This window comes from Formosa haliotis (assembly GCF_001685485.1).
Lineage (GTDB): Bacteria > Bacteroidota > Bacteroidia > Flavobacteriales > Flavobacteriaceae > Formosa > Formosa haliotis.
This window is the reverse complement of record NZ_BDEL01000001.1, coordinates 2,510,771-2,530,081: the sequence shown is the minus strand read 5'-3', so window position 1 is coordinate 2,530,081 and position 19,311 is coordinate 2,510,771. Positions and strand designations below refer to the sequence as shown.

The following is a 19,311-nucleotide window of genomic DNA, read 5'->3' as shown; positions in this document are numbered from 1 at the left end:
AAAATAGAATTAAAATTAAAACAAATGACATTAGAAGAATTTAAAAACACCTTAAAAAAGGCACCTCAAATTATCACTTTTGCAGATACGATGGCGGTTATAGACGATCTTTACGAGTTTACCCCAACAGCTTTTACTAATGGTACATTAGAAAATAAAGCAGGCGAAAATTCTGGATCATGCAAATTGTTTGCATTTGCAAAATTACAGGGCTTCACTAAAAATGAAACCTTAAGCTGTTTTGGAAGTTATTATACTGAAGATATATTGAACGATCCCGAAGGCACGGGACACCAAAATATTAGAAACTTTATGAAAACTGGGTTTGAAGGTTTGCATTTTGATGGTAATCCACTGCAGTTAAAATAAGGATACTATGGATGCGCTTCTAAGCGAAATTAAACAATGTACACTGTGTGCAGATAATTTGCCTTTAGGTCCGCATCCTATTGTTACGGCGCATCCAGATTCTAAAATTATAATTGTGGGTCAGGCGCCAGGACTTAAAGTGCATAACTCCGGAATTCCTTGGAACGACGCTAGCGGAAAACGGTTAAGAACCTGGTTAAATGTTAGCGAAGACCAGTTTTACGATACTAAGAATTTTGCCATTATTCCTATGGGATTTTGCTATCCTGGGAAAGGGAAAAGTGGCGATTTGCCTCCTAGACTCGAATGTGCACCCCAATGGCATAATATGTTATTAGATAATATGCCGAATGTAAAACTTGTGATTTTAATTGGGAGTTATGCTCAAAAATATTATTTACAGGCTGAAGTTGGGACTACTTTAACAGAAACGGTTTCTAACTTCGAATCGTATTTACCAACTTATTTTCCCATTCCGCACCCATCACCACGAAATCGATTTTGGATGTCGAAAAATCCGTGGTTCGAAGCTTCAGTTGTGCCTGAATTACAAAAAAGAGTACATGAAATTATATAATTGAAAATCTATCTGCGTTAGCGATTGTAGTGACATCCTTTTATGGTTTTTTTTCGACCATAAAAGATACAACGGAAAGCGCGCCCCAAGAGGGGAACGCCCAAAGCCGTTTAAATATGTTTACCTTTTTCCCAGCCGTGTTTTCCTAAATGCTGTTCACCACTTTCTATAGCGCCTTTTTCTAGGGTGGTTCCCATACTGTCGTTCCAGCGGTTTAAATAGCCGAATAGGGAAATAACGCCAAGCATTTCTACAATTTCGCCTTCGTCCCAATAGGTGTTTAGTCGCTTTTTTAAAGTGTCGTCTACGGCATTTGGTACTTGAGATGCGGCCAAACTAAAATCTAATGCCGCACGTTCGGCCTCGCTAAATGCAGGGTGGGTACGGTAATCCCAAATATTATCGAGTTGCTCTTGTTCTGCACCATAACGTTCTGCAGCTCGAATGGCGTGTGCTTGGCAGTAGCGACATCCGGTGGCATTGCTACTTACCCAGGCAATAAGGCGTTTTAAAGCAGAAGTTACGCGGCCTTCGTTAGCCATTACGGCCTTGTTTAAATTTATAAAAGCTTTGCTAATGGCTGGCCGGCGTTGCATGGTTAAAACCGAGTTTGGGCAGAAGCCAAGTGTTTCGTTAAAAAAAGTAGCTAATTCTTTAGTGTCTTGGTCGTGATCTGGGGATAATGGAGTTATTAGTGGCATTTTATTCTGAATTTTAGTCGTATTTTTGAAGTATCAATTAACGAAAAATAATGCAATTATGACACATCTTGTAACGACGCAATGGAAAAAAAATGTTCAATTTGAATCTGATAATCCGAGTGGGAAAAGCGTATTTATTGACCTTGGTGAGGACAATGGAGGAAAAGGTGATGGACTACGACCAAAGGCATTAATGTTAACGGCACTTGCTGGATGTTCGGGTGTAGATATTACGCCAATGCTGGAAAAGATGAAAGTTGAGATAGACGATTTTAAAATTGTAATTGAAGGGCATTTAACCGAGGAACACCCTAAATATTACCACCTTGTTACTGTAGATTATCATTTTTACGGAACCGATTTAAATGAAACTAAAATAAATAGAGCTGTAGCCCTATCGGTGGATAAATATTGTGGGGTTATGGAAATGTTCCGTCGTTTTGCAGAGGTGAAAGTACAATCTCATTTTCATAATTCATAAAATATTAATCCGTTTTCTATTTTAACGTACATCATAGTCAGTTTGTGGTCCTTAACATCGCTGAAACTAAACTAAAGTCGAGAGGCTTTAATACAATCTCAACTTCGATGATAGTACACCATTTTGACTAACACGTTTCTTTAGAGTTTCGAATTAGCATTTAATACATAAATTATTTCCGATTACAAAATATGCGTTGGACCATAAAACCCAAACCAGAATCTCATAAAATTAAGGCCTTACAAGAGGCGCTTCAAGTAGACGAACTCACCGCAAGTTTATTAATTCAACGTGGGATTGAAACTTTTGAAGCTGCCAAATCTTTTTTTAGGCCAGACCTTAGCGAACTCCACGATCCGTTTTTAATGAAAGATATGGACAAGGCTGTAGCGCGTATCGAAAAAGCTTTGGAAACTGGTGAGAATATTATGGTGTATGGCGATTACGATGTAGATGGTACCACCTCAGTAGCCTTGATGAGTTCGTATTTGCGAACACGGCAAGAGAATGTGGTGACCTACATCCCAGATCGTTACGACGAAGGGTATGGCGTGTCTTTTAAAGGTATCGATTTTGCGCACGATAACGAATTTACCCTTATTGTTGCGTTAGACTGCGGTATTAAGGCAATTGATAAAGTTGCTTATGCGAAAGCAAAGGGCATCGATTTTATTATTTGCGATCACCACCGCCCAGGAGTCGAAATTCCTGATGCTGCAGCAGTTCTCGATCCTAAACGGGAAGATTGCGATTATCCGTATAAAGAATTGTGTGGTTGCGGGGTTGGTTTTAAGCTCATTCAGGCTTTAGCGTCTCGGCAAGGGTTAGCCATAGACGATTTAGGAGAATATTTAGATTTGGTAGCCACAGCAATTGGCGCCGATATTGTGCCTATTACTGGCGAAAATAGAATTTTAGCATACTACGGACTTCAAATTATTAACGAGAATCCGAGACCAGGCATTAAGGCCATTTTAAATCAGGTTGATAAAACCGAATTTACCATTACAGATGTTGTTTTTATTGTAGCGCCTAGAATTAATGCTGCCGGACGAATGAAACACGGAACTTATGCCGTGCAGTTGCTTACCGAAAGGGATGAAAAGCAAGCTGAAACGTATGCGACAGAAATTGAAAGTTTTAATCTAGACCGTAGAGAAGCCGATAGAGAGATTACTATACAAGCTTTAAATCAGATTGAAGAACTGAAGGAGCAAGACCGGTTTACTTCGGTAGTGTATCAAGACGATTGGCATAAAGGTGTAATTGGTATTGTTGCATCTAGATTAACCGAAACCTATTACAGACCAACTTTAGTGTTTACTAAAAGTGGCGATAAATTGGCGGCTTCGGCACGCTCCGTCAGTGGGTTTGATGTGTATAATGCTTTAGAAGCTTGTAGCGAACATATTGAACAGTTTGGCGGACATAAATACGCGGCTGGTTTAACCTTGCTTCCAGAACATTATGATGCTTTTAAACAAGCTTTTGAAGATGTAGTGTCGCAAACCATTGATCCTAAATTATTATCACCCGAAATTAAAATAGATGCCAAAATTAATTTAGAAGACATCACTCCTAAGTTTTATCGTATTTTAAAACAATTTGCACCGTTTGGTCCAGGGAATATGACTCCCGTTTTTATGACGGAAGCTGTTGTAGATACAGGTTACGGTAAATGCGTTGGTAAAGAGGAAGATCACTTGCGTATTACAGTAAAACAAGGTCAGGTTCAGCCAATTGTATGTATCGGGTTTGGTTTAGGGGCTAAAATTGATGCGGTTTCTACAACAAAGCCGTTTAATGTGGTTTATACTATAGATGAAAACTACTGGAATGGCGTAACCAGCTTGCAATTAAAACTTAGAGATTTAAAATAAATTTTATTTTTATTTAGATTAAATATAAATAATAAGTATTTTAGTGCTTCAAAAGGCATTGAAATGGATCAAGATATCAATAAAATCTACCACAATACATTCGGAGTTTCGTTTATTTGGAAGGAAGAAGGCAGCAAAACGCCGTCTCCAAAAATTCAGATTATTTTTCGTGATATGGGGTTTTATTTAACCCATCGAGAAATTATTCAGTTTCAGCAGCAAATCTCATATGTAAGATCTAAAAATCCGTGTGCTGTTTGTAAAAGGAAAGAACGTAACCGTTTTATGTTGTTAAAAACGCCCTGCAAACAAGTAGATCTCGCTATTAATGCTCTAGAGTTAAACGCTATTTACGACTTAATAAATGGAACATTATTTCATTTAGAATTAACTGAATATATTAATCACACCTGTAAAAATTAAAATGATTGTAAGATTTTAAAACGGTCACTTTTGTACTTTTGCTGCAAGCTTAACCGTTTATGAAACAAAAAGACCCTTACGCTGCCTTAAGGTACAAAGAATTCAATATATTTTTATTAGTCCGTTTTGCCATGGTATTTGCCTGGTCTATGCAATTTATTGTTATAGAATGGGAAGTGTATAGTATTACTAAAAATCCGTTGTCTTTAGGAATCATCGGTCTTATGGAAGTGATTCCAGCCGTATCTATGGCTTTATTTGCAGGTCATATTGTAGACCAGAGTGAAAAAAAGAGTTTGCTAATTAAATGTATTCTAGGGTTTTCGGTAATTAGTTTCGGATTATTTCTACTCACATGGCCAAAAATTGTAGGCGACCTTTCTCAAAATGTAGTTCTATATTCCATTTACTTTTTAGTATTTCTTGGCGGATTTGTGCGTTCGTTTTTAGGTCCTACCATTTTCTCATTATTGTCTTTAGTGGTGCCTAAAAAGTTATATCCTAATGCAGCGACATGGAGCAGTTCGGTGTGGCAAATGGGAGCGGTATTAGGACCAGCATTGGCAGGATTTTCTATTCATTTAATTGGCGTACACTGGTCTATGTGTTTAATTGTAGCGTTTTCAATAACAGCATTAATTGCCTTAACTCAAATTTCGAAAAAACCGATTTTAAATCCGAAAATAGGAGAGCCGGTGATGCAGAGTTTAAAAGAAGGTGTGAAGTTTGTGTTTAGTACCAAAGCCATTTTAGGAGCTATTACTTTAGATATGGTTGCTGTATTATTTGGAGGAGCTGTGGCGTTACTACCAGTATTTGCGCAAGATATTTTAAAAGTCGGTCCCCAAGGGTTTGGTGTGCTGCGCGCTGCTCCAGCTGTGGGTGCTTTTATTACTATGATTATTTCTGCGTATATCCCACTGAATAAAAATGCTGGGATGAAGTTACTTGTCGCTATCTTCGGATTTGGATGTAGTATTATTGTCTTCGGATTATCTACTTGGTTCTGGGTATCGGTAGGGGCGTTGTTTTTTAGTGGTGTGTTTGATGGTATTTCAATGGTTATTCGTCAGACTATTTTACAACTAAAAACTCCCGACCATATGCGTGGGCGTGTCGCCTCTGTAAATTCTATGTTTGTGGGTTCTTCAAACGAACTGGGTGCTTTTGAAAGTGGTCTTACAGCTAAACTTATGGGAACCGTCACCGCAGTTGTTTTTGGAGGTAGTATGACATTACTAATTGTATTAACTACAGGAATATTCTCACCAACCTTTAGAAAATTAGATTTACGCAAGGATTTGGAGGAGCATGAGAATGAAGGGTAGGTTAATGTACCAATGTAGCAATGAAACAATTTGCTAATATACTAATGTAGCAATGAGACGCTGAAGCAATGTGGTCATGCAAAAAGGTGGTGCTTTGGAATTTTGCTAAAATTTATAGACATTCCACGGTGTCACCCTGAACTAGTTTCAGGGTCACATAGGAGTAAGATAATTTAAGTTAGTTGTGCGATGCTGAAACAAGTTCAGCATGACGTTGATGTTGTCTTTGAAGTTATTAGTTTTACTTTTGAATTAGGAATTATTTTCATGACTGATTCGTCAGCCTGAATTCATTTCAGGGTCTCATTAGAGTAAATAAATTTGAGTTTGATGTGAGATGCTGAAACGAGTTCAGCATGACGTACTTGGCGGTTTTTGTGATTTTAGTTTATTTGAAATTCGTTACATCACCATTGATAGTGGTTTAATTTAGGCAATTGTTACGCTGCTATATTTTAGCATTGTTACATTAGCAAAGTTTCTCGTCACCCTGAATTCATTTCAAGGTCACATAGGAGTAAGATAATTTAAGTTAGTTGTGCGATGCTGAAACAAGTTCAGCATGACGTTGATGTTGTCTTTGAAGTTATTAGTTTTACTTTTGAATTAGGAATTATTTTCATGACTGATTCGTCAGCCTGAATTCATTTCAGGGTCTCATTAGAGTAAATAAATTTGAGTTTGATGTGAGATGCTGAAACGAGTTCAGCATGACGTACTTGGCGGTTTTTGTGATTTTAGTTTATTTGAAATTCGTTACATCACCATTGATAGTGGTTTAATTTAGGCAATTGTTACGCTGCTATATTTTAGCATTGTTACATTAGCAAAGTTTCTCGTCACCCTGAATTCATTTCAAGGTCACATAGGAGTAAGATAATTTAAGTTAGTTGTGCGATGCTGAAACAAGTTCAGCATGACGTTGATGTTGTCTTTGAAGTTATTAGTTTTACTTTTGAATTAGGAATTATTTTCATGACTGATTCGTCACCCTGAATTTATTTCAGGGTCTCATTAGAGTAAATAAATTTGAGTTTGATGTGAGATGCTGAAACGAGTTCAGCATGACGTACTTGGCGGTTTTTGTGATTTTAGTTTATTTGAAATTCGTTACATCTCCATTGATAGTGGTTTAATTTAGGGAATTGTTACATTGCTATATTTTAGCATTGTGACATTAGCAAAGTTTCACGTCACCCTGAATTTATTTCAGGGTCTCATTCCAGTAAGATAATTTGAGTTTGATGTGCGATGCTGAAACAAGTTCAGCATGACGTTGATGTTGTCTTTGAAGTTATTAGTTTTACTTTTGAATTAGGAATTATTTTCATGACTGATTCGTCAGCCTGAATTCATTTCAGGGTCTCATTAGAGTAAATAAATTTGAGTTTGATGTGCGATGCTGAAACAAGTTCAGCATGACGTACTTGATGGTTTTGTGATTCTAGTTTATTTGAAATTAATTACATCTCCATTGATAGAGGTATAATTAATGTAATTGTTACACTGCTATATTTTAGCATTGTTACATTAGCAAAGTTTCTCGTCACCCTGAATTCATTTCAGGGGCTCATTCGAGTAAGAAAATTTGAGTTAGTTACGCCATGCTGAAACAAGTTCAGTATGACGTTGATTATAACTTAGTTTCGAAAGTTTTTAAATTAAGATCTTTACCATCAAACTCACCATACGTATAATACCCAATCCAATCGCCTAGATTTACATATTTAGCGGTATCGTTCAATGCAATTTCCATTGGTAAATGACGGTGACCAAACACGAAATAATCGTATACTTTGGTTTCGAGTTTGCGCTTGCAATACTGTATGAGCCACTCGTTGTCTTCGCCTAGAAATTTAGCATCTTCGTCGCCAGAAATGAGTTTGTTTTTAACCGACATATATTGGGCTAGTTTTACCCCTAAGTCTGGATGTAACCAACGGAATAACCATTTTGAGAACGGATTGGTAAACACTTTTTTCATCCGTTTGTAGCCTTTATCTCCAGGGCCTAATCCGTCGCCGTGACCTATTAAAAAGGTTTTATTGTTGAAGGTGAATTCCTTAGGTTTGTGGTAAACGGGAATATTTAATTCTTTTTCGAAATAATCGTCCATCCATAAATCGTGATTCCCTACGAAAAAGTAAATGGGAATTCCGGAATCGCGAATTTCGGCAAGTTTTCCTAGGGTACGTACAAAGCCTTTTGGAACTACGGTTTTGTATTCGAACCAAAAGTCGAATAAATCGCCTAACAGAAATATCGCAGCTGCATCTTGCTTGATTTCGTCTAGCCACGCTACAAATTTTTTCTCGCGTGGAAGTGAGACCTCCTGCGTTGGTGCGCCTAAATGATTGTCTGACGAGAAGTATATTTTTTTGCCTTCGGGAATTTGCATGCTGTAAATATAAAAATTGTTCTTGGTTTGGATCTGCGTTAAGGATTGAGCAATTGTTGGAGCTCTTTTAAATGCGTTTTTTTGCATTTAAAAAGCGACTTGCGAAAGCCTGACCCGTAGCTGCAGCGTATGGGAACGCCCTAAAGGTTATCGCTAGCGTACCACTCGGCGAAACTACTTTCTGTTTCCTGTAACCTTAACGAATGTAGGGCAATGTGAGTTGGTAAATACTGCTTTATTTTTTGTGCAAAATCGATAACCATCATTTCGCTGGTTGGCTGATAATCGACTAACAAAACGTTGTGGCCGCGTTGTTCTAGTTCGTTTGCCAATTCTACATGAGGAGTGTTTTTATTGAACACCGTAGCGTGATCGAATACATCTACAATTTCGCGTTTTACAATTTTCTTTAAATCGCCAAAATCGATAACCATTCCGTATTTTACATTGGTCTTGTCTGTAATAGGCGTGCCAATTACGGTAACCGAAAGTTTATAACTGTGGCCGTGTACATTTTTACATTTGCCATCGTAACCATAAAGGGCGTGGCCGGTTTCGAAAGTAAATTGTTTGGTAATTCGAATATTACTCATGATTTGATTTTTTAACAGTGCAAAGGTACCGAATTTGTAAAAGCAATTTGTTTTTAGATTACATTTGCGCACTTTTTATGCGAAAAACAACTTAAGTTTTTAAAATATAGAGGGTTAACTTAACATGGGCACACACTTTTAATGAGCACGCTGTTTGAAGCGTTGGTTGATGCTGAGAATCCGTTATACGAAAGGATTATTGATAATCTTTTGACTCAGCAGTACAGTATTATAGATAACTTTTTTGATGCAAATGAGGTTTTAGAACTGAGACAGTCTATTCGTGAAAAACATGAAGAGGATGCGTTTAAAAAGGCTGCTATTGGTAATCGTTTAAATGAAACGATAGTAAAATCGATTAGAGGTGATGTGATTTTATGGATAGATGAACGCTATACGAATCATGCCGAAAATTTATTTTTTAATAAAATAAATGACTTAGTATCGTACTTAAATAGAACTTGTTTTCTGGGTATTTTACACAAAGAATTCCATTATGCGATTTACCCTAAAGGGACGTTTTATAAACGCCATTTGGATACGTTTCAGAATGATGACAGGCGAAAATTATCGTTTGTTTGTTATTTAAATGATGAAGATTGGCAACCCGAAAATGGAGGCGAATTGGTTATTTATACAAATGAGAATGGGGTTGAGGTCGAGAAAGTTATATATCCGTTTCCAGGGCGTGTTGTTATTTTTGAAAGTCAGATTTTAGAGCACGAGGTAAAACCTGTAAATACAGAGCGTTTAAGTATTACGGGCTGGTTAAAAACGCGCTAGGGTTTTAGCGGCGTCTGCTTTTAATACGATTGTAAAAGTAGATAATGACTAGGATTAAGGCTAGAAGTAAGAAAAATCCGTTTCCGCTTAATAGTTCAGATAGTTTCATATGTTTTTGTCTTGATTGTTCTTTTTGTAATAGTAGTACATGATATATGCCATAATTACAAGACATACAAAGGGAATCATGGAACCAATAAATACCCCGATTTCGTAATTGGAATCTGGGGCTTGGGCAATTTTATCTTCTATTTTTAAATCTTGTAATAATGGAATCATGTTTTGTTTTTGACTAAGGTTTTAATCGGGGTTAAATTTAGGTGATTTTTAGATTTTAAGCGCTATAATTTATATTTATCCGCTATCATAGGGATCTTATTATCGGTTAATGAAATAATCAACATAATTAACTTTATCTTTTACCCCTGTGTGGTCTTACCCTTATGTTATGCTGAAATAAATTCAGCATAACGACGATTCATATTATATAAGTATTAGGAATAGTTATTTAGGGATCAAAAAAAGCTGTCGAAATTTTATAATAAGCGGAATACCTCGAGCCGCCATCCAAAAGGTGAAGGCAATAAAAATGGCATATAATTTATAGTCGAAATAATCGAATAGGAGCAAGGTTGGTATAAAGACTAAAAAGGTAGATGCTAGGAGTACGTTTCTTAAGTATTTCATTTTGCCTAAACCTTTAAACATACCATCAAAAATAAACGCTAAAGCACATAGAGGTTGCATAGCAAGTACAATCCAAAATACGTTGTAAAATTCGGTTAATACTTCAGGTTGTTTTGTGAAAAGGAGTCCGATAGGTTTATACAGCATCCATCCTAAAAGTGCTAATATTATGCCCGAAGCAATACCAAGTACAATAAGTTTGTTGCTCAGTTTTATAAGGAGATCTGGGCGTTTGGCACCGAATAATTTTCCCGATAGTATATTGCCTGCACTGGCAAAACCATCTATTAAAAAGGCACCTAGAAACCAAATATTAATGGCAATAGTGTAGGCTGCGATATAGTTTTTTCCGTAGGCGGTTGCATATGAACTCGCAAAAAATAAGGCTGTGTTTAAGGCTAAAGTCCGAATAAATAAATTGAGAATCATGAATAAGAAATTCTTGATTTCTTTATTAAATGGAAAGGTTAGTTTTAGCGGGATTTCAGTTTTTTTGTATAAGTAATAGCCTGCCAAAACAGCCATAATGAGTTGTGCAATAACACTGGCGTAGGCGGCTCCTTGTATATGCATGGCAGGAATATATTTTGGTATGCCGTATACCAAAATAAAATCTAATGCAATATTAGAAACGGCACCTACAATAGCTATCACCATAGGGTAAAAGGTGTTTTGTAACCCGCGGAAAGCCCCGAAAATAGCGAAAGTAAAGAGTGTAAACGGAAATCCAAACACTCGAATTTTATAGTAATCTTGCGCATACTCTAAAATTAAACCCGACGCATTATAGAGTTTAAAAATAGATTCGGCTAAGGGGTAAGTAATTAAAATAATTACAAGGCTTAACGAGGTGATTAAAAAGATAGCTTGTGCTGGTAGGTTTTTAACAGCATCGAGAGTATCGGCACCCACAGATTGCGAAATGATAGACGAAATGGCACTTCGGCTTTGGCCGAGTACCCAAATTAACATCGAAATAAAAGTACCTACAATCCCAACTGCGGCTAAAGCTTCGGTAGGGTTTATGTTTACATTTCCAATGATAGCCGTATCGGTAATGGATAAAATGGGTTCACTTATTCCTGCAATAATTGCAGGAACAGCTAATGTATTAATGTGTTTTAGTGAAATGGACTGCTCCAATAAAAATGTATTTTTGAATTTATATATGCTTAAGAACGCCACGAAGGTCGGACTTTTTTAGAAGTTTTAAATTATTTACGGTGTAGAAGTTTATTTTGTAAGATTTTGAATTTGTTTTATTGTTATTTTTACCATCGCTTTAAACCAATATTATGTTATGAAAAATATTTTAGTCCCTGTAGGTCATTCAAAGAATATTGATAGTCATTTACAATATGCCGTCGATTTTGCCGAAGCTTTTGGTGCACGATTGTATGTTGTACAGGTGTATGATGTGTATTTAAAAGCAGGTACTTTGGTTAAAATAGATCATATTTTAGAGCGAGAAAGTTTGGCGTATTTACAGAGTATTTTAGAGCGTATTGACACTAAAAACGTAGAGGTTGTCGTTAAAAGTTTTAAAGGGAAGCTTGTGGATACGTTAGAGCTTATTTGTAAAACAGCAGATATAGATTTAATGTTGGTAGAACCAAGAACGAATTCTATAAAAGAAGAAGTATTTTTGGGTAAAACCTCTGGAAAAATAATAAAACACACCAATATTCCGTCGTTAATTGTACCGGAAGGGTATACGTTTAAACCTATTTCTAATATTTTAATGGCTATAAAATCGGCTATTATTAAAAAGGAAACGGCATTGCGTACATTAATACAGGTTCAAGATAAGTTTCAGGCTACGGTGAATTTACTATTAGTAAAAACACCTTTTTATAATGAAGGGGATTTTAATGTGAGTGCATCGCTATCAAGTTTAATAACAGACACTTCGTTTACCGAAAATCCGACCACCTTTCTAGGTGTTTTAGAGCACTATAAAGAACATAATCCGGATCTTTTATGTGTACTTCGACGAAAACGCGGATTTTTTACCAAAATGTGGGAAAAAAATGTAATTTTGAAAAAGGATTTTTACAGCCCAATTCCAGTCTTGGTTTTAAGAGGTGTAAAATAATATTTTGGGGATGTAGCTCAGTTGGCTAGAGCGCTTGACTGGCAGTCAAGAGGTCGTGGGTTCGAATCCCATCTTCTCCACTAGTGTTTATAAGGGTTTCAAGAGATTGAAACCTTTTTTGGTTTTATGATTTGCCCACTATTTGCCCGATTTTTTATATTTATCACTTTTCAAGGCTTCGCGTAATTCCTGTTTATATTTTATTCTATTCTACATCTTTTTTTATCAATACCTACTACTGAAAGTTCGCCGCAATACTCTATAAATCAGTATGGTTTATAGTTATTTTTAATACTGGATATTATAAATAGAATGGCAGGATTAAAACCACAGTTTAACCGGAATCAAGTTCAGGGTATTGTAGATCAGTTTCAAACTGATATTGCTAAAAAACTAATTAGAGTTCTTCAATACGCAGGTGAACAATTTGTAAATGATGCTCGTAAAAAGGGCAATTATAGAGACAGAACGGGAAACCTAAGAAGCTCTATAGGTTACATGATTACACATGATGGTCAAACAATAGAATCAAATTTTGAGGGTTTAGAAGTTGGTCAAAATAAGGCTAAAGAATTAGCTAATAGGCTAGCTTTTGAACATCCTAAAGGAATTGCTTTATTTGGCGTTGCAGGTATGGAGTATTCGGCTTATGTCGAGGCTAAAGGCTATGACGTAATTAGTGGGTCCGTAGTTGATCAGGATTTTATAGTATTCGTTTTAAATGGACTTTAAAAAAATGAACAAATGGCAGTAGTAAGCGGGGATAACTCATTATTTTTTACAGCAGAAATCGACACAACCGGTTTAAAATCAGACTCAGCAGATGTAGTAAACATCGTTCAGAGTCTTTCATCTACAATAGCAAAGATCAATCCTTTTGCAGCGTTGGCCGTAAGTGCCGCGGCTGCATTTGCGACAATTTCAACGGATGCTTACAATTTAGCACGTGACTTTGAAAACGCAATGAAAGAGGTTGAAACCATTTCAGAAGCGACTCAAGAAAACTTTGATGGTATTGCTGAGAGTGTTTTTGCCTTATCTAAAGTTAGTCCAGACGGACCTGAAAAACTAGCTAAAGCCTATTATCAAATCGTTTCAGCTGGTTACGATGGCGCTCAGGGTTTGCAATTATTAGAAGTAGCAACAAAGGCAGCCGTTGCAGGTGTTACCGATACCATAACAGCGGCCGATGGTATTACAACCGTATTAAACGCTTTTAAGTTAGATGCAGCCGAAGCTGAAAACGTAGCCGACATATTATTCAAAACCGTTCAATTAGGTAAAACTACCTTTTCAGAATTAGCCGCGAGTATGTCAACCGTTGCACCAATTGCAGCGGCTTCAAATATAGACTTTACAGAAGTTAGCGCGGCCATTGCTACATTAACAAAGCAAGGTGTACCAACGGCTCAAGCTATGACTCAAATACGTGCTGCAATTGTTGGAGTGAATAAGGTATTAGGTGATGGATGGAGTGAAACTTTAACTTTACAAGAAGCCTTTTCTGTATTAGCAGATGAAGCAAATGGAAGTCAAACCGAGTTGCAGGAAATGGTCGGTACTATTGAGGCTGTAGGTGCTATATTAGGTACTACAGGGCGAAATGCCAGCGGTGCGGCTTCAGATTTAGAAGCTATGAGTAACGCTGCAAATTCTAGTAGTGATGCGTTTGAACGTATGGCTAGTAGTAATGTAAATCAGTTAGAAATTCTTAGAAACCGTTTAAGAGGTACTACTGAGGATATAGGTAAGGCCGTATTAAGCATGAGTAATAGAATGGCCGCAGCTCTAAATGATTTATTTGAAGAAAATGATAAATTATCTCGTAAATATGATGAGCAGGCAGATGCTATCAATGAGCTTTATATCGAATACACTTCTTTAGAAACAACACAAGAACGTCAAATTCAAATTTTAAAAGAAATTGAAAGTATAAACCCCTCGATAGTTTCAGGAATTGACGATCAAACAAATGCTTATGATAAATTAGGTCAAGCCGTAAGAAATTATAATGCCTATGTTTTAAATAAAAAGATCACAGATGAGAAATTCGGTGAGGACATTAAAAACATTGAAATTGTAATTGAAGAATCTCAGAAAATAAGTAAAAAGATTTCAGCAAATCTTTATGAAGAATATGGAGACTTTTTAAAGAATCTACCTAAATTAACTCAGACTTATCAAAACGAATTAAATTCTATTTTAGATGGTGAGGGTGATCGACTTGAGAAGATTAGAAAAATTAGAGAGTTACTTATTGACCGAAATTCAAACTTACCATCTAATGCCAGAATAACAGTTCCATTTTCAGAAATTAGTGATTATGATGATCAAGTTAGACAAGTAAATACATTTGGGGAATTATTAGATAAGACAAATAAAAAAGCTAAAGACTTTTTAACTACACTTTCAGATAATTCAAATGATGCACCTTTTATAGTTGAAGAAATTAAAGGTATTACAACGTTAAATGAGTTGTACGCTAAGTATGGAGACTTTAGAACAAAGGCGGTTGTTGAGGCTGTTAAAGCTCAAGAAACATACTTAAATAATCAAGCTATTACAGCGGCTGAAATTGAAAAAATAAACAACGTTACAAGAGAACAATATTCTCAAAACAAAAATATATTAAAATCTTCTTTAGAGTCTGAAAATGCAGAAATAGCAAAGGCGGCCGAAAAAGAAAAGCATTCTTTGAATATAAAATACCTACTGGTGGTGGGTCCTCAACTAAAACAGATTTACAAGCGTTTACAGATGATCTAAAAAGAGAGAATCTGAGTATAATAATTATGTCCTGGCAATTGAGAATAAAGATTCTGAGCTTGCAGATGCTTTAAAAGAGCAATACGATCTTAAAGAAACTGATTATGTTGAATATTTAAGAAATTTATATTCAGCTACAGAAGATTCAAATAAAAAACTCAGAATATTAGAAGCTTTAGGAAATACAGGTTTACAACCTCGACAAATAGAAGAGGCTCTAAACCTTGAAATTAGGCCTTTAGTTTTGCCGTTAGATATAGAGATTGATAAAACTTCAGTTAACGCTATTGAGAGCGAACTGAGTAATTTATACGAGGCTTTTTATAAGGCTCAAAGTGACTCAGAGAAAAAAGTATTAGCAGATAAAATAAAAGCCTCTAAAACTAGGTTAGATGAAGCCAAGAAGTATTTAAATGAGGAAAAAACAGAAATTGAAAACTTTTACGAGTTTGTTCAGTCAGCATCCAGAAGCGGTTTAATTAGCAAAAAGTCAGAATTAAAAGAAGAGCTAAAACAAGTTAAAGATACTTTAGGCAAGGAGTCTAACGAATACAAAAAGCTTGAGGACCAAATAAAGAAAATCAATGAGGAAACGGGAAGCGATTTAGCCAGTATAGCAGATAAATTCGCAGGTTCTTTTAGTGAGATTTCTGAAATGTTTAGAAAGTTCGGAGATGATGATACAGCTAAATTATTAGATCAACTTTCAGGAGTTGCAGCTGGTATAGGTCAAATAGCTGCAGGTGATGTTTTAGGCGGTGCCTTATCAATTGTAAATTCAGCAATTACCGTTGAGGTTGTTTCAGATACTTCTGCTTTTGAAGCTGCAATAAAAGAAATTGAAAAAGCTATTGATCGATTAGATTATGTAATTTCTAAAAGTGTTGGTAGTTGGATGGGGCGGACAAAGTGAGCCACCTGCGGCGGATGAAACTGAGCATAGTAAACTAAGTGCTCAAAATCGATTCCTTTGTGGTTAAATTTAGTATTATTTTTTAATTTTTTACGCATAGATTCACCTTTAATATCTAGTCGGTGTGCTGTATGTACCAAGCGATCCAAAATAGCATCCGCAATAGTTTGTTCTCCTATCATTTTATGCCAGGTTTCTACTGGTAATTGCGAAGCAATTATGGTACTGTGTTTTCCATGACGGTCTTCAATAATTTCCATTAAAGCGTGGCGATTAATATTGTCCATCGCTTTAAGTCCAAAATCATCTAAGATGAGTAAATCTTGTTTTTCCAGTTTACTAATTTGCTTTAAATACGAACCATCAGCCTTCGCTGTTTTTAATAATGTAAAAAGTTTATAGGTGTTGTAATACGCTACCTTGTAACCTAATAAACAAGCCTGATGCCCTATAGCCGAAGCCATATAGCTTTTACCTGCACCTGTACTACCTGTTATGAGGATGTTTTGGCTGTTTTTAATAAAATCACAACTAGCAAAACGTTGGATCTGATTTTTATCCAGTGCTCTGGAGGCATCGTAATCTATAGCTTCAAGAACAGCACTGTATCTAAAACGAGCTGCCTTTGTTAAGCGTTCTATTTTTCGGTTTTGGCGATCATCCCATTCAGACTGTACAAGGTAAGCTATAAGTTCGTCGTTAGTGTAGTTTATACTCTCTGGAGCTAAACTACTTTCAAAGGCTCGGTGCATACCAAAAAGCCTTAGCTGCTTCATGTGTTCTAGTGTTTTTGTATTCATAGTTTAAATTATTTATAATATTGACTACCTCTGATGTTATTATGTTTAGGGATATCTATGGACTCCTTCTCATCTTCATCTAGCTCATCCCATCCATTTTTAAGGATGCGATCTATAATGTTATAATTATAAGAGCCGTAATCCAAGGCACGTTTACAGGCCTTGTCCAGGCGCTGTTTTCCTGCCTTTTTAGCTAGATGTAATATGCCTAAACAGGATTTATAAGATTGCTCTGGGTGTTGTTTTTTGTCTAGAATTTTAATGATTAGAGTCTGGCAATGTAGCCCTATTTGGCTTGCCCAACTGATAAACTTCTCGCTGCTCCATTCGCTAATAAATTGATGATGGGACGGCATATGTTCTTTTATAGTTGTATAAGCGTATTTCTTAAACTGCCTGGCATGAAGAGTTAATAATTCGTTTTGATGGTAAATTTCAATACTACTATCGGAGTATATAACTTTTACACGTTTGCCAATATGCTGGTAAGGTACACTGTAATAATGCCTGTCTTTACTGAAGTATATATGGCTGTTTTTATGAACCGTAGCTCTGGATTGTCGTTTAATCTCGTAACGCTTCTCTGGTAAGGGTTTTAAGGCTTGTTTTTCAATTTCGTTAAACAAGGTGAGTCTAGAGTATTCTCTACCTCTAAAAGACATATTATTATGCTTTTTAAGCTGCTCTTGTATGGCTTTATTAATGCTTGTTCTGCTATGAAAAGTCTCATTACGAAGCGGAGCGAATATACGTGTGTAGATAATCCGAACCGTGTTTTCAACAATAGCTTTATCGCGTGGTTTGTAAGCTCTTGTTGGTAATACAGCGGTTTCGTAATAAGCAGCAAAATCTACTAAATCCGCATTAACCTTGGGTTCGTAACGACTACTCTTACTCACGGCAGCCCTTAAATTATCTGGCACTAAAGCCTGTGGTACACCTCCGTAAAACCAAAGAGCATTTTCTATACAGGCCATAAAATCTTCTTTCTTCTGGCTCTGGCAAGCTTCTACATAAGTGTATTGACTACTGCCTAAAACACAAACAAAGACTTCTAAATCTTGTATTTCTCCAGTGTCTTTATCCACTATAGAGAGCTTCTTTCCTGTAAAATCTATAAATAATTTATCGCCTGCTTTGTGGGTAAAATGCATGACAGGAGACACTTCTTTTGTCCATGATCTTTTTGTTTAAAAAGATCGGAATTGCCGTACAAATAGAATCGATTTTTTAGTGGCTCACTTTCGCCCGCTGTAGGTGGCTCAGTTTCATCCGCCGCGCTATGCTCACTTTAATCCGCTGTGGGTGGCTCAATATGGCCGTTTTTTGCACATCTGAATATCTTAGCCCTGTATAGCACGTAAAAAAAAGTATATCACGAACTCTTTCTAGATATTTTTTAGTGCTAGGAATTTCATAATTAAGTAGTTTAGCCTTTTCCTCTTCTGTTAGAAATATTACAGTTTTATTTGCATCCTTAATTTTTGGCCTAAAACTTTGGTAAGCATCATTATTATGATGTTTTTTTTCGAAACTCCATCTAAGAAACCATTTGATAAAACCAAGTTGTTTTTTAATGGTGCTATTACGCATTTTCTTTTCTTTCCTAAGATGGATGAGATAATCCGTAAGTCCACTTTCATCAAAGTCTTCAAATTTTAATTGCGGATTGAAATTAGTAAGATGGTTTTTTATAACAGCAAATTTATTTTTAGTAGCAATACTCCAGTTGTTTAGTCTGCTACTTTCATTTACAAACTGGTCAAAAATTTCAAAAAAAGAGTTTTTATCAGATTTTTTGATATTAACTTTTCCTTTGTTTTTTAATTCATTAACAGCTTGTCTAATTTGTTCTTTTGTTGGGATTTTATCTTGACTTTCATATTCATGAAAAAGGTCTTGTATTGTAACTTTTAACTCTAATAGGCGAGAATTAATTGATGCCGAACTTTGTCCAAGCTTGTTAAAAGCCCCATTTTTTACTTGCTCTTTATCTTGATTCCATTTAGAATTATCTATGCGATAACCCGATTGTATATCTAATCGAGAACCTCCAAAATTTATTCGTAATCTGATAGGTGTATTTTCAGTTATTAATACTCCATCTTTTTTTCTTTTTTCAAGGGAGAAAATTAAATTTCGTTTTATTTGAATCATATAAAATAAATTCTGCACCCAATTTCACACCCAATTATAATGAAATCAAGTGGGGCTTTGTGATGTGCTATATAATTCAAATATAGTAAAAGTCTTATTATAAAAGGGTTAAGACGGTATATGAAGTTTTATGAAATCGTAGGTTCGAGAGCCATCTTCTCCACTAGTGATAACAAGGGTTTCAAGAGATTGAAGCCTTTTTTGTTTATATAAATTATGAAGTTTGCTCGTTTTAAGGAGGTTACAAAATAAAAAAGGTGAACGTTAGTTCACCTTTTTTGCCCCAAATCTACCATGAACTTAACCTACTTATGTTATGGTAGGACCAAAGTAGAGGATTTTTATATTTTCAAATAATCT

The 19,311-nt window shown here is 35.9% G+C and carries 19 protein-coding genes, 1 tRNA gene and 1 pseudogene; 12 read left to right on the top strand and 9 right to left on the bottom strand.

The window, feature by feature from the left end:
- The first annotated feature begins 24 nt into the window (after positions 1-24).
- Complete coding sequence (locus A9D35_RS10435) at positions 25-369, top strand: HopJ type III effector protein (protein ID WP_066222647.1); 345 nt, start codon at positions 25-27, stop codon at positions 367-369.
- A 7-nt stretch (positions 370-376) separates the two neighbouring features.
- On the top strand, positions 377-946 hold the full coding sequence (locus A9D35_RS10430; RefSeq protein WP_066222644.1) for a uracil-DNA glycosylase family protein: 570 nt from the start codon (positions 377-379) through the stop codon (positions 944-946).
- Positions 947-1,056: 110 nt separating this feature from the next.
- Here A9D35_RS10430 and A9D35_RS10425 read toward each other — a convergent pair whose 3' ends face one another.
- Positions 1,057-1,647 (bottom strand): carboxymuconolactone decarboxylase family protein, encoded by a 591-nt coding sequence (locus tag A9D35_RS10425; RefSeq protein WP_066222642.1) that lies wholly within the window; start codon positions 1,645-1,647, stop codon positions 1,057-1,059.
- Between the two features lie 58 nt (positions 1,648-1,705).
- On the opposite strand from A9D35_RS10425, the gene A9D35_RS10420 reads away from it, so the two are divergent.
- From A9D35_RS10420 to A9D35_RS10405, 4 genes are all read left to right on the top strand, one after another.
- A complete protein-coding gene (locus A9D35_RS10420; protein ID WP_066222638.1) occupies positions 1,706-2,128 on the top strand; it encodes an OsmC family protein in 423 nt (140 codons plus the stop codon).
- A 191-nt stretch (positions 2,129-2,319) separates the two neighbouring features.
- Positions 2,320-4,008: a single-stranded-DNA-specific exonuclease RecJ gene (recJ, locus tag A9D35_RS10415; protein WP_066222635.1), complete on the top strand. Its 1,689-nt coding sequence runs from the start codon at positions 2,320-2,322 to the stop codon at positions 4,006-4,008.
- Between the two features lie 63 nt (positions 4,009-4,071).
- Entirely contained in the window at positions 4,072-4,431 is a 360-nt protein-coding gene (locus A9D35_RS10410; RefSeq protein ID WP_066222630.1) for a hypothetical protein, read from the top strand.
- A gap of 59 nt (positions 4,432-4,490) precedes the next feature.
- Positions 4,491-5,759, top strand: a complete 1,269-nt coding sequence (locus A9D35_RS10405) for an MFS transporter (protein WP_066222627.1) — start codon at positions 4,491-4,493, stop codon at positions 5,757-5,759.
- A gap of 1,633 nt (positions 5,760-7,392) precedes the next feature.
- Here A9D35_RS10405 and A9D35_RS10400 read toward each other — a convergent pair.
- Complete coding sequence (locus A9D35_RS10400; RefSeq protein WP_066226015.1) at positions 7,393-8,157, bottom strand: UDP-2,3-diacylglucosamine diphosphatase; 765 nt, start codon at positions 8,155-8,157, stop codon at positions 7,393-7,395.
- A 140-nt stretch (positions 8,158-8,297) separates the two neighbouring features.
- Positions 8,298-8,750 carry a 6-pyruvoyl trahydropterin synthase family protein gene (locus tag A9D35_RS10395; protein ID WP_066222624.1) on the bottom strand — a complete coding sequence of 151 codons (453 nt, stop codon included), beginning with the start codon at positions 8,748-8,750 and terminating at the stop codon, positions 8,298-8,300.
- Between the two features lie 141 nt (positions 8,751-8,891).
- On the opposite strand from A9D35_RS10395, the gene A9D35_RS10390 reads away from it, so the two are divergent.
- Positions 8,892-9,533, top strand: a complete 642-nt coding sequence (locus tag A9D35_RS10390) for a 2OG-Fe(II) oxygenase (protein WP_066222621.1) — start codon at positions 8,892-8,894, stop codon at positions 9,531-9,533.
- Positions 9,534-9,638: 105 nt separating this feature from the next.
- On the opposite strand, the gene A9D35_RS18770 is transcribed toward A9D35_RS10390, so the two are convergent.
- Entirely contained in the window at positions 9,639-9,812 is a 174-nt protein-coding gene (locus A9D35_RS18770; RefSeq protein WP_162841019.1) for a hypothetical protein, read from the bottom strand.
- Between the two features lie 225 nt (positions 9,813-10,037).
- Entirely contained in the window at positions 10,038-11,363 is a 1,326-nt protein-coding gene (locus tag A9D35_RS10385; RefSeq protein ID WP_066222615.1) for an MATE family efflux transporter, read from the bottom strand.
- Positions 11,364-11,520: 157 nt separating this feature from the next.
- On the opposite strand from A9D35_RS10385, the gene A9D35_RS10380 reads away from it, so the two are divergent.
- The 5 genes from A9D35_RS10380 (at position 11,521) to A9D35_RS10360 (ending at position 15,994) form a co-directional block, all read left to right on the top strand.
- Positions 11,521-12,315 carry a universal stress protein gene (locus A9D35_RS10380; RefSeq protein ID WP_066222612.1) on the top strand — a complete coding sequence of 265 codons (795 nt, stop codon included), beginning with the start codon at positions 11,521-11,523 and terminating at the stop codon, positions 12,313-12,315.
- Positions 12,316-12,321: 6 nt separating this feature from the next.
- Positions 12,322-12,395: transfer RNA gene (locus A9D35_RS10375), tRNA-Ala, on the top strand.
- A 232-nt stretch (positions 12,396-12,627) separates the two neighbouring features.
- The gene (locus tag A9D35_RS10370) at positions 12,628-13,047 is read left to right on the top strand and encodes an HK97 gp10 family phage protein (protein WP_066222608.1); all 420 of its coding nucleotides are present in this window, start codon (positions 12,628-12,630) and stop codon (positions 13,045-13,047) included.
- A 12-nt stretch (positions 13,048-13,059) separates the two neighbouring features.
- Positions 13,060-15,081: a phage tail tape measure protein gene (locus A9D35_RS10365; RefSeq protein ID WP_066222605.1), complete on the top strand. Its 2,022-nt coding sequence runs from the start codon at positions 13,060-13,062 to the stop codon at positions 15,079-15,081.
- Positions 15,082-15,325: 244 nt separating this feature from the next.
- A complete protein-coding gene (locus tag A9D35_RS10360) occupies positions 15,326-15,994 on the top strand; it encodes a hypothetical protein (RefSeq protein ID WP_066222602.1) in 669 nt (222 codons plus the stop codon).
- On the opposite strand, the gene istB is transcribed toward A9D35_RS10360, so the two are convergent.
- From istB to A9D35_RS10345, 4 genes and pseudogenes are all read right to left on the bottom strand, one after another.
- Complete coding sequence (istB, locus tag A9D35_RS10355; RefSeq protein WP_083191673.1) at positions 15,946-16,794, bottom strand: IS21-like element helper ATPase IstB; 849 nt, start codon at positions 16,792-16,794, stop codon at positions 15,946-15,948. The genes A9D35_RS10360 and istB overlap by 49 nt on opposite strands.
- Before the next feature lie 8 nt (positions 16,795-16,802).
- Positions 16,803-17,408 carry a Mu transposase domain-containing protein gene (locus A9D35_RS19780; RefSeq protein WP_439951254.1) on the bottom strand — a complete coding sequence of 202 codons (606 nt, stop codon included), beginning with the start codon at positions 17,406-17,408 and terminating at the stop codon, positions 16,803-16,805.
- Positions 17,388-17,966: pseudogene (gene istA / locus A9D35_RS19775) on the bottom strand (IS21 family transposase); the annotation flags it as partial. The gene A9D35_RS19780 and the pseudogene istA, both read right to left, overlap by 21 nt.
- 58 nt (positions 17,967-18,024) lie before the next feature.
- A complete protein-coding gene (locus A9D35_RS10345) occupies positions 18,025-18,951 on the bottom strand; it encodes a phage integrase SAM-like domain-containing protein (RefSeq protein ID WP_066222595.1) in 927 nt (308 codons plus the stop codon).
- Positions 18,952-19,311 lie beyond the last annotated feature (360 nt).

Bases quoted from the DNA above. Each gene is read 5' to 3' on its own strand.
- A9D35_RS10380 (WP_066222612.1), top strand. From the start codon at position 11,521: ATGAAAAATATTTTAGTCCCTGTAGGTCATTCAAAGAATATTGATAGT.
- A9D35_RS10390 (WP_066222621.1), top strand. From the start codon at position 8,892: ATGAGCACGCTGTTTGAAGCGTTGGTTGATGCTGAGAATCCGTTATAC.
- A9D35_RS10410 (WP_066222630.1), top strand. From the start codon at position 4,072: ATGGATCAAGATATCAATAAAATCTACCACAATACATTCGGAGTTTCG.
- A9D35_RS10405 (WP_066222627.1), top strand. From the start codon at position 4,491: ATGAAACAAAAAGACCCTTACGCTGCCTTAAGGTACAAAGAATTCAAT.
- recJ (WP_066222635.1), top strand. From the start codon at position 2,320: ATGCGTTGGACCATAAAACCCAAACCAGAATCTCATAAAATTAAGGCC.
- A9D35_RS18770 (WP_162841019.1), bottom strand. From the start codon at position 9,812: ATGATTCCATTATTACAAGATTTAAAAATAGAAGATAAAATTGCCCAA.
- A9D35_RS10435 (WP_066222647.1), top strand. From the start codon at position 25: ATGACATTAGAAGAATTTAAAAACACCTTAAAAAAGGCACCTCAAATT.
- A9D35_RS10430 (WP_066222644.1), top strand. From the start codon at position 377: ATGGATGCGCTTCTAAGCGAAATTAAACAATGTACACTGTGTGCAGAT.
- A9D35_RS10400 (WP_066226015.1), bottom strand. From the start codon at position 8,157: ATGCAAATTCCCGAAGGCAAAAAAATATACTTCTCGTCAGACAATCAT.
- A9D35_RS10365 (WP_066222605.1), top strand. From the start codon at position 13,060: ATGGCAGTAGTAAGCGGGGATAACTCATTATTTTTTACAGCAGAAATC.
- A9D35_RS10420 (WP_066222638.1), top strand. From the start codon at position 1,706: ATGACACATCTTGTAACGACGCAATGGAAAAAAAATGTTCAATTTGAA.
- A9D35_RS10425 (WP_066222642.1), bottom strand. From the start codon at position 1,647: ATGCCACTAATAACTCCATTATCCCCAGATCACGACCAAGACACTAAA.
- A9D35_RS10345 (WP_066222595.1), bottom strand. From the start codon at position 18,951: ATGATTCAAATAAAACGAAATTTAATTTTCTCCCTTGAAAAAAGAAAA.
- istB (WP_083191673.1), bottom strand. From the start codon at position 16,794: ATGAATACAAAAACACTAGAACACATGAAGCAGCTAAGGCTTTTTGGT.
- A9D35_RS10395 (WP_066222624.1), bottom strand. From the start codon at position 8,750: ATGAGTAATATTCGAATTACCAAACAATTTACTTTCGAAACCGGCCAC.
- A9D35_RS10370 (WP_066222608.1), top strand. From the start codon at position 12,628: ATGGCAGGATTAAAACCACAGTTTAACCGGAATCAAGTTCAGGGTATT.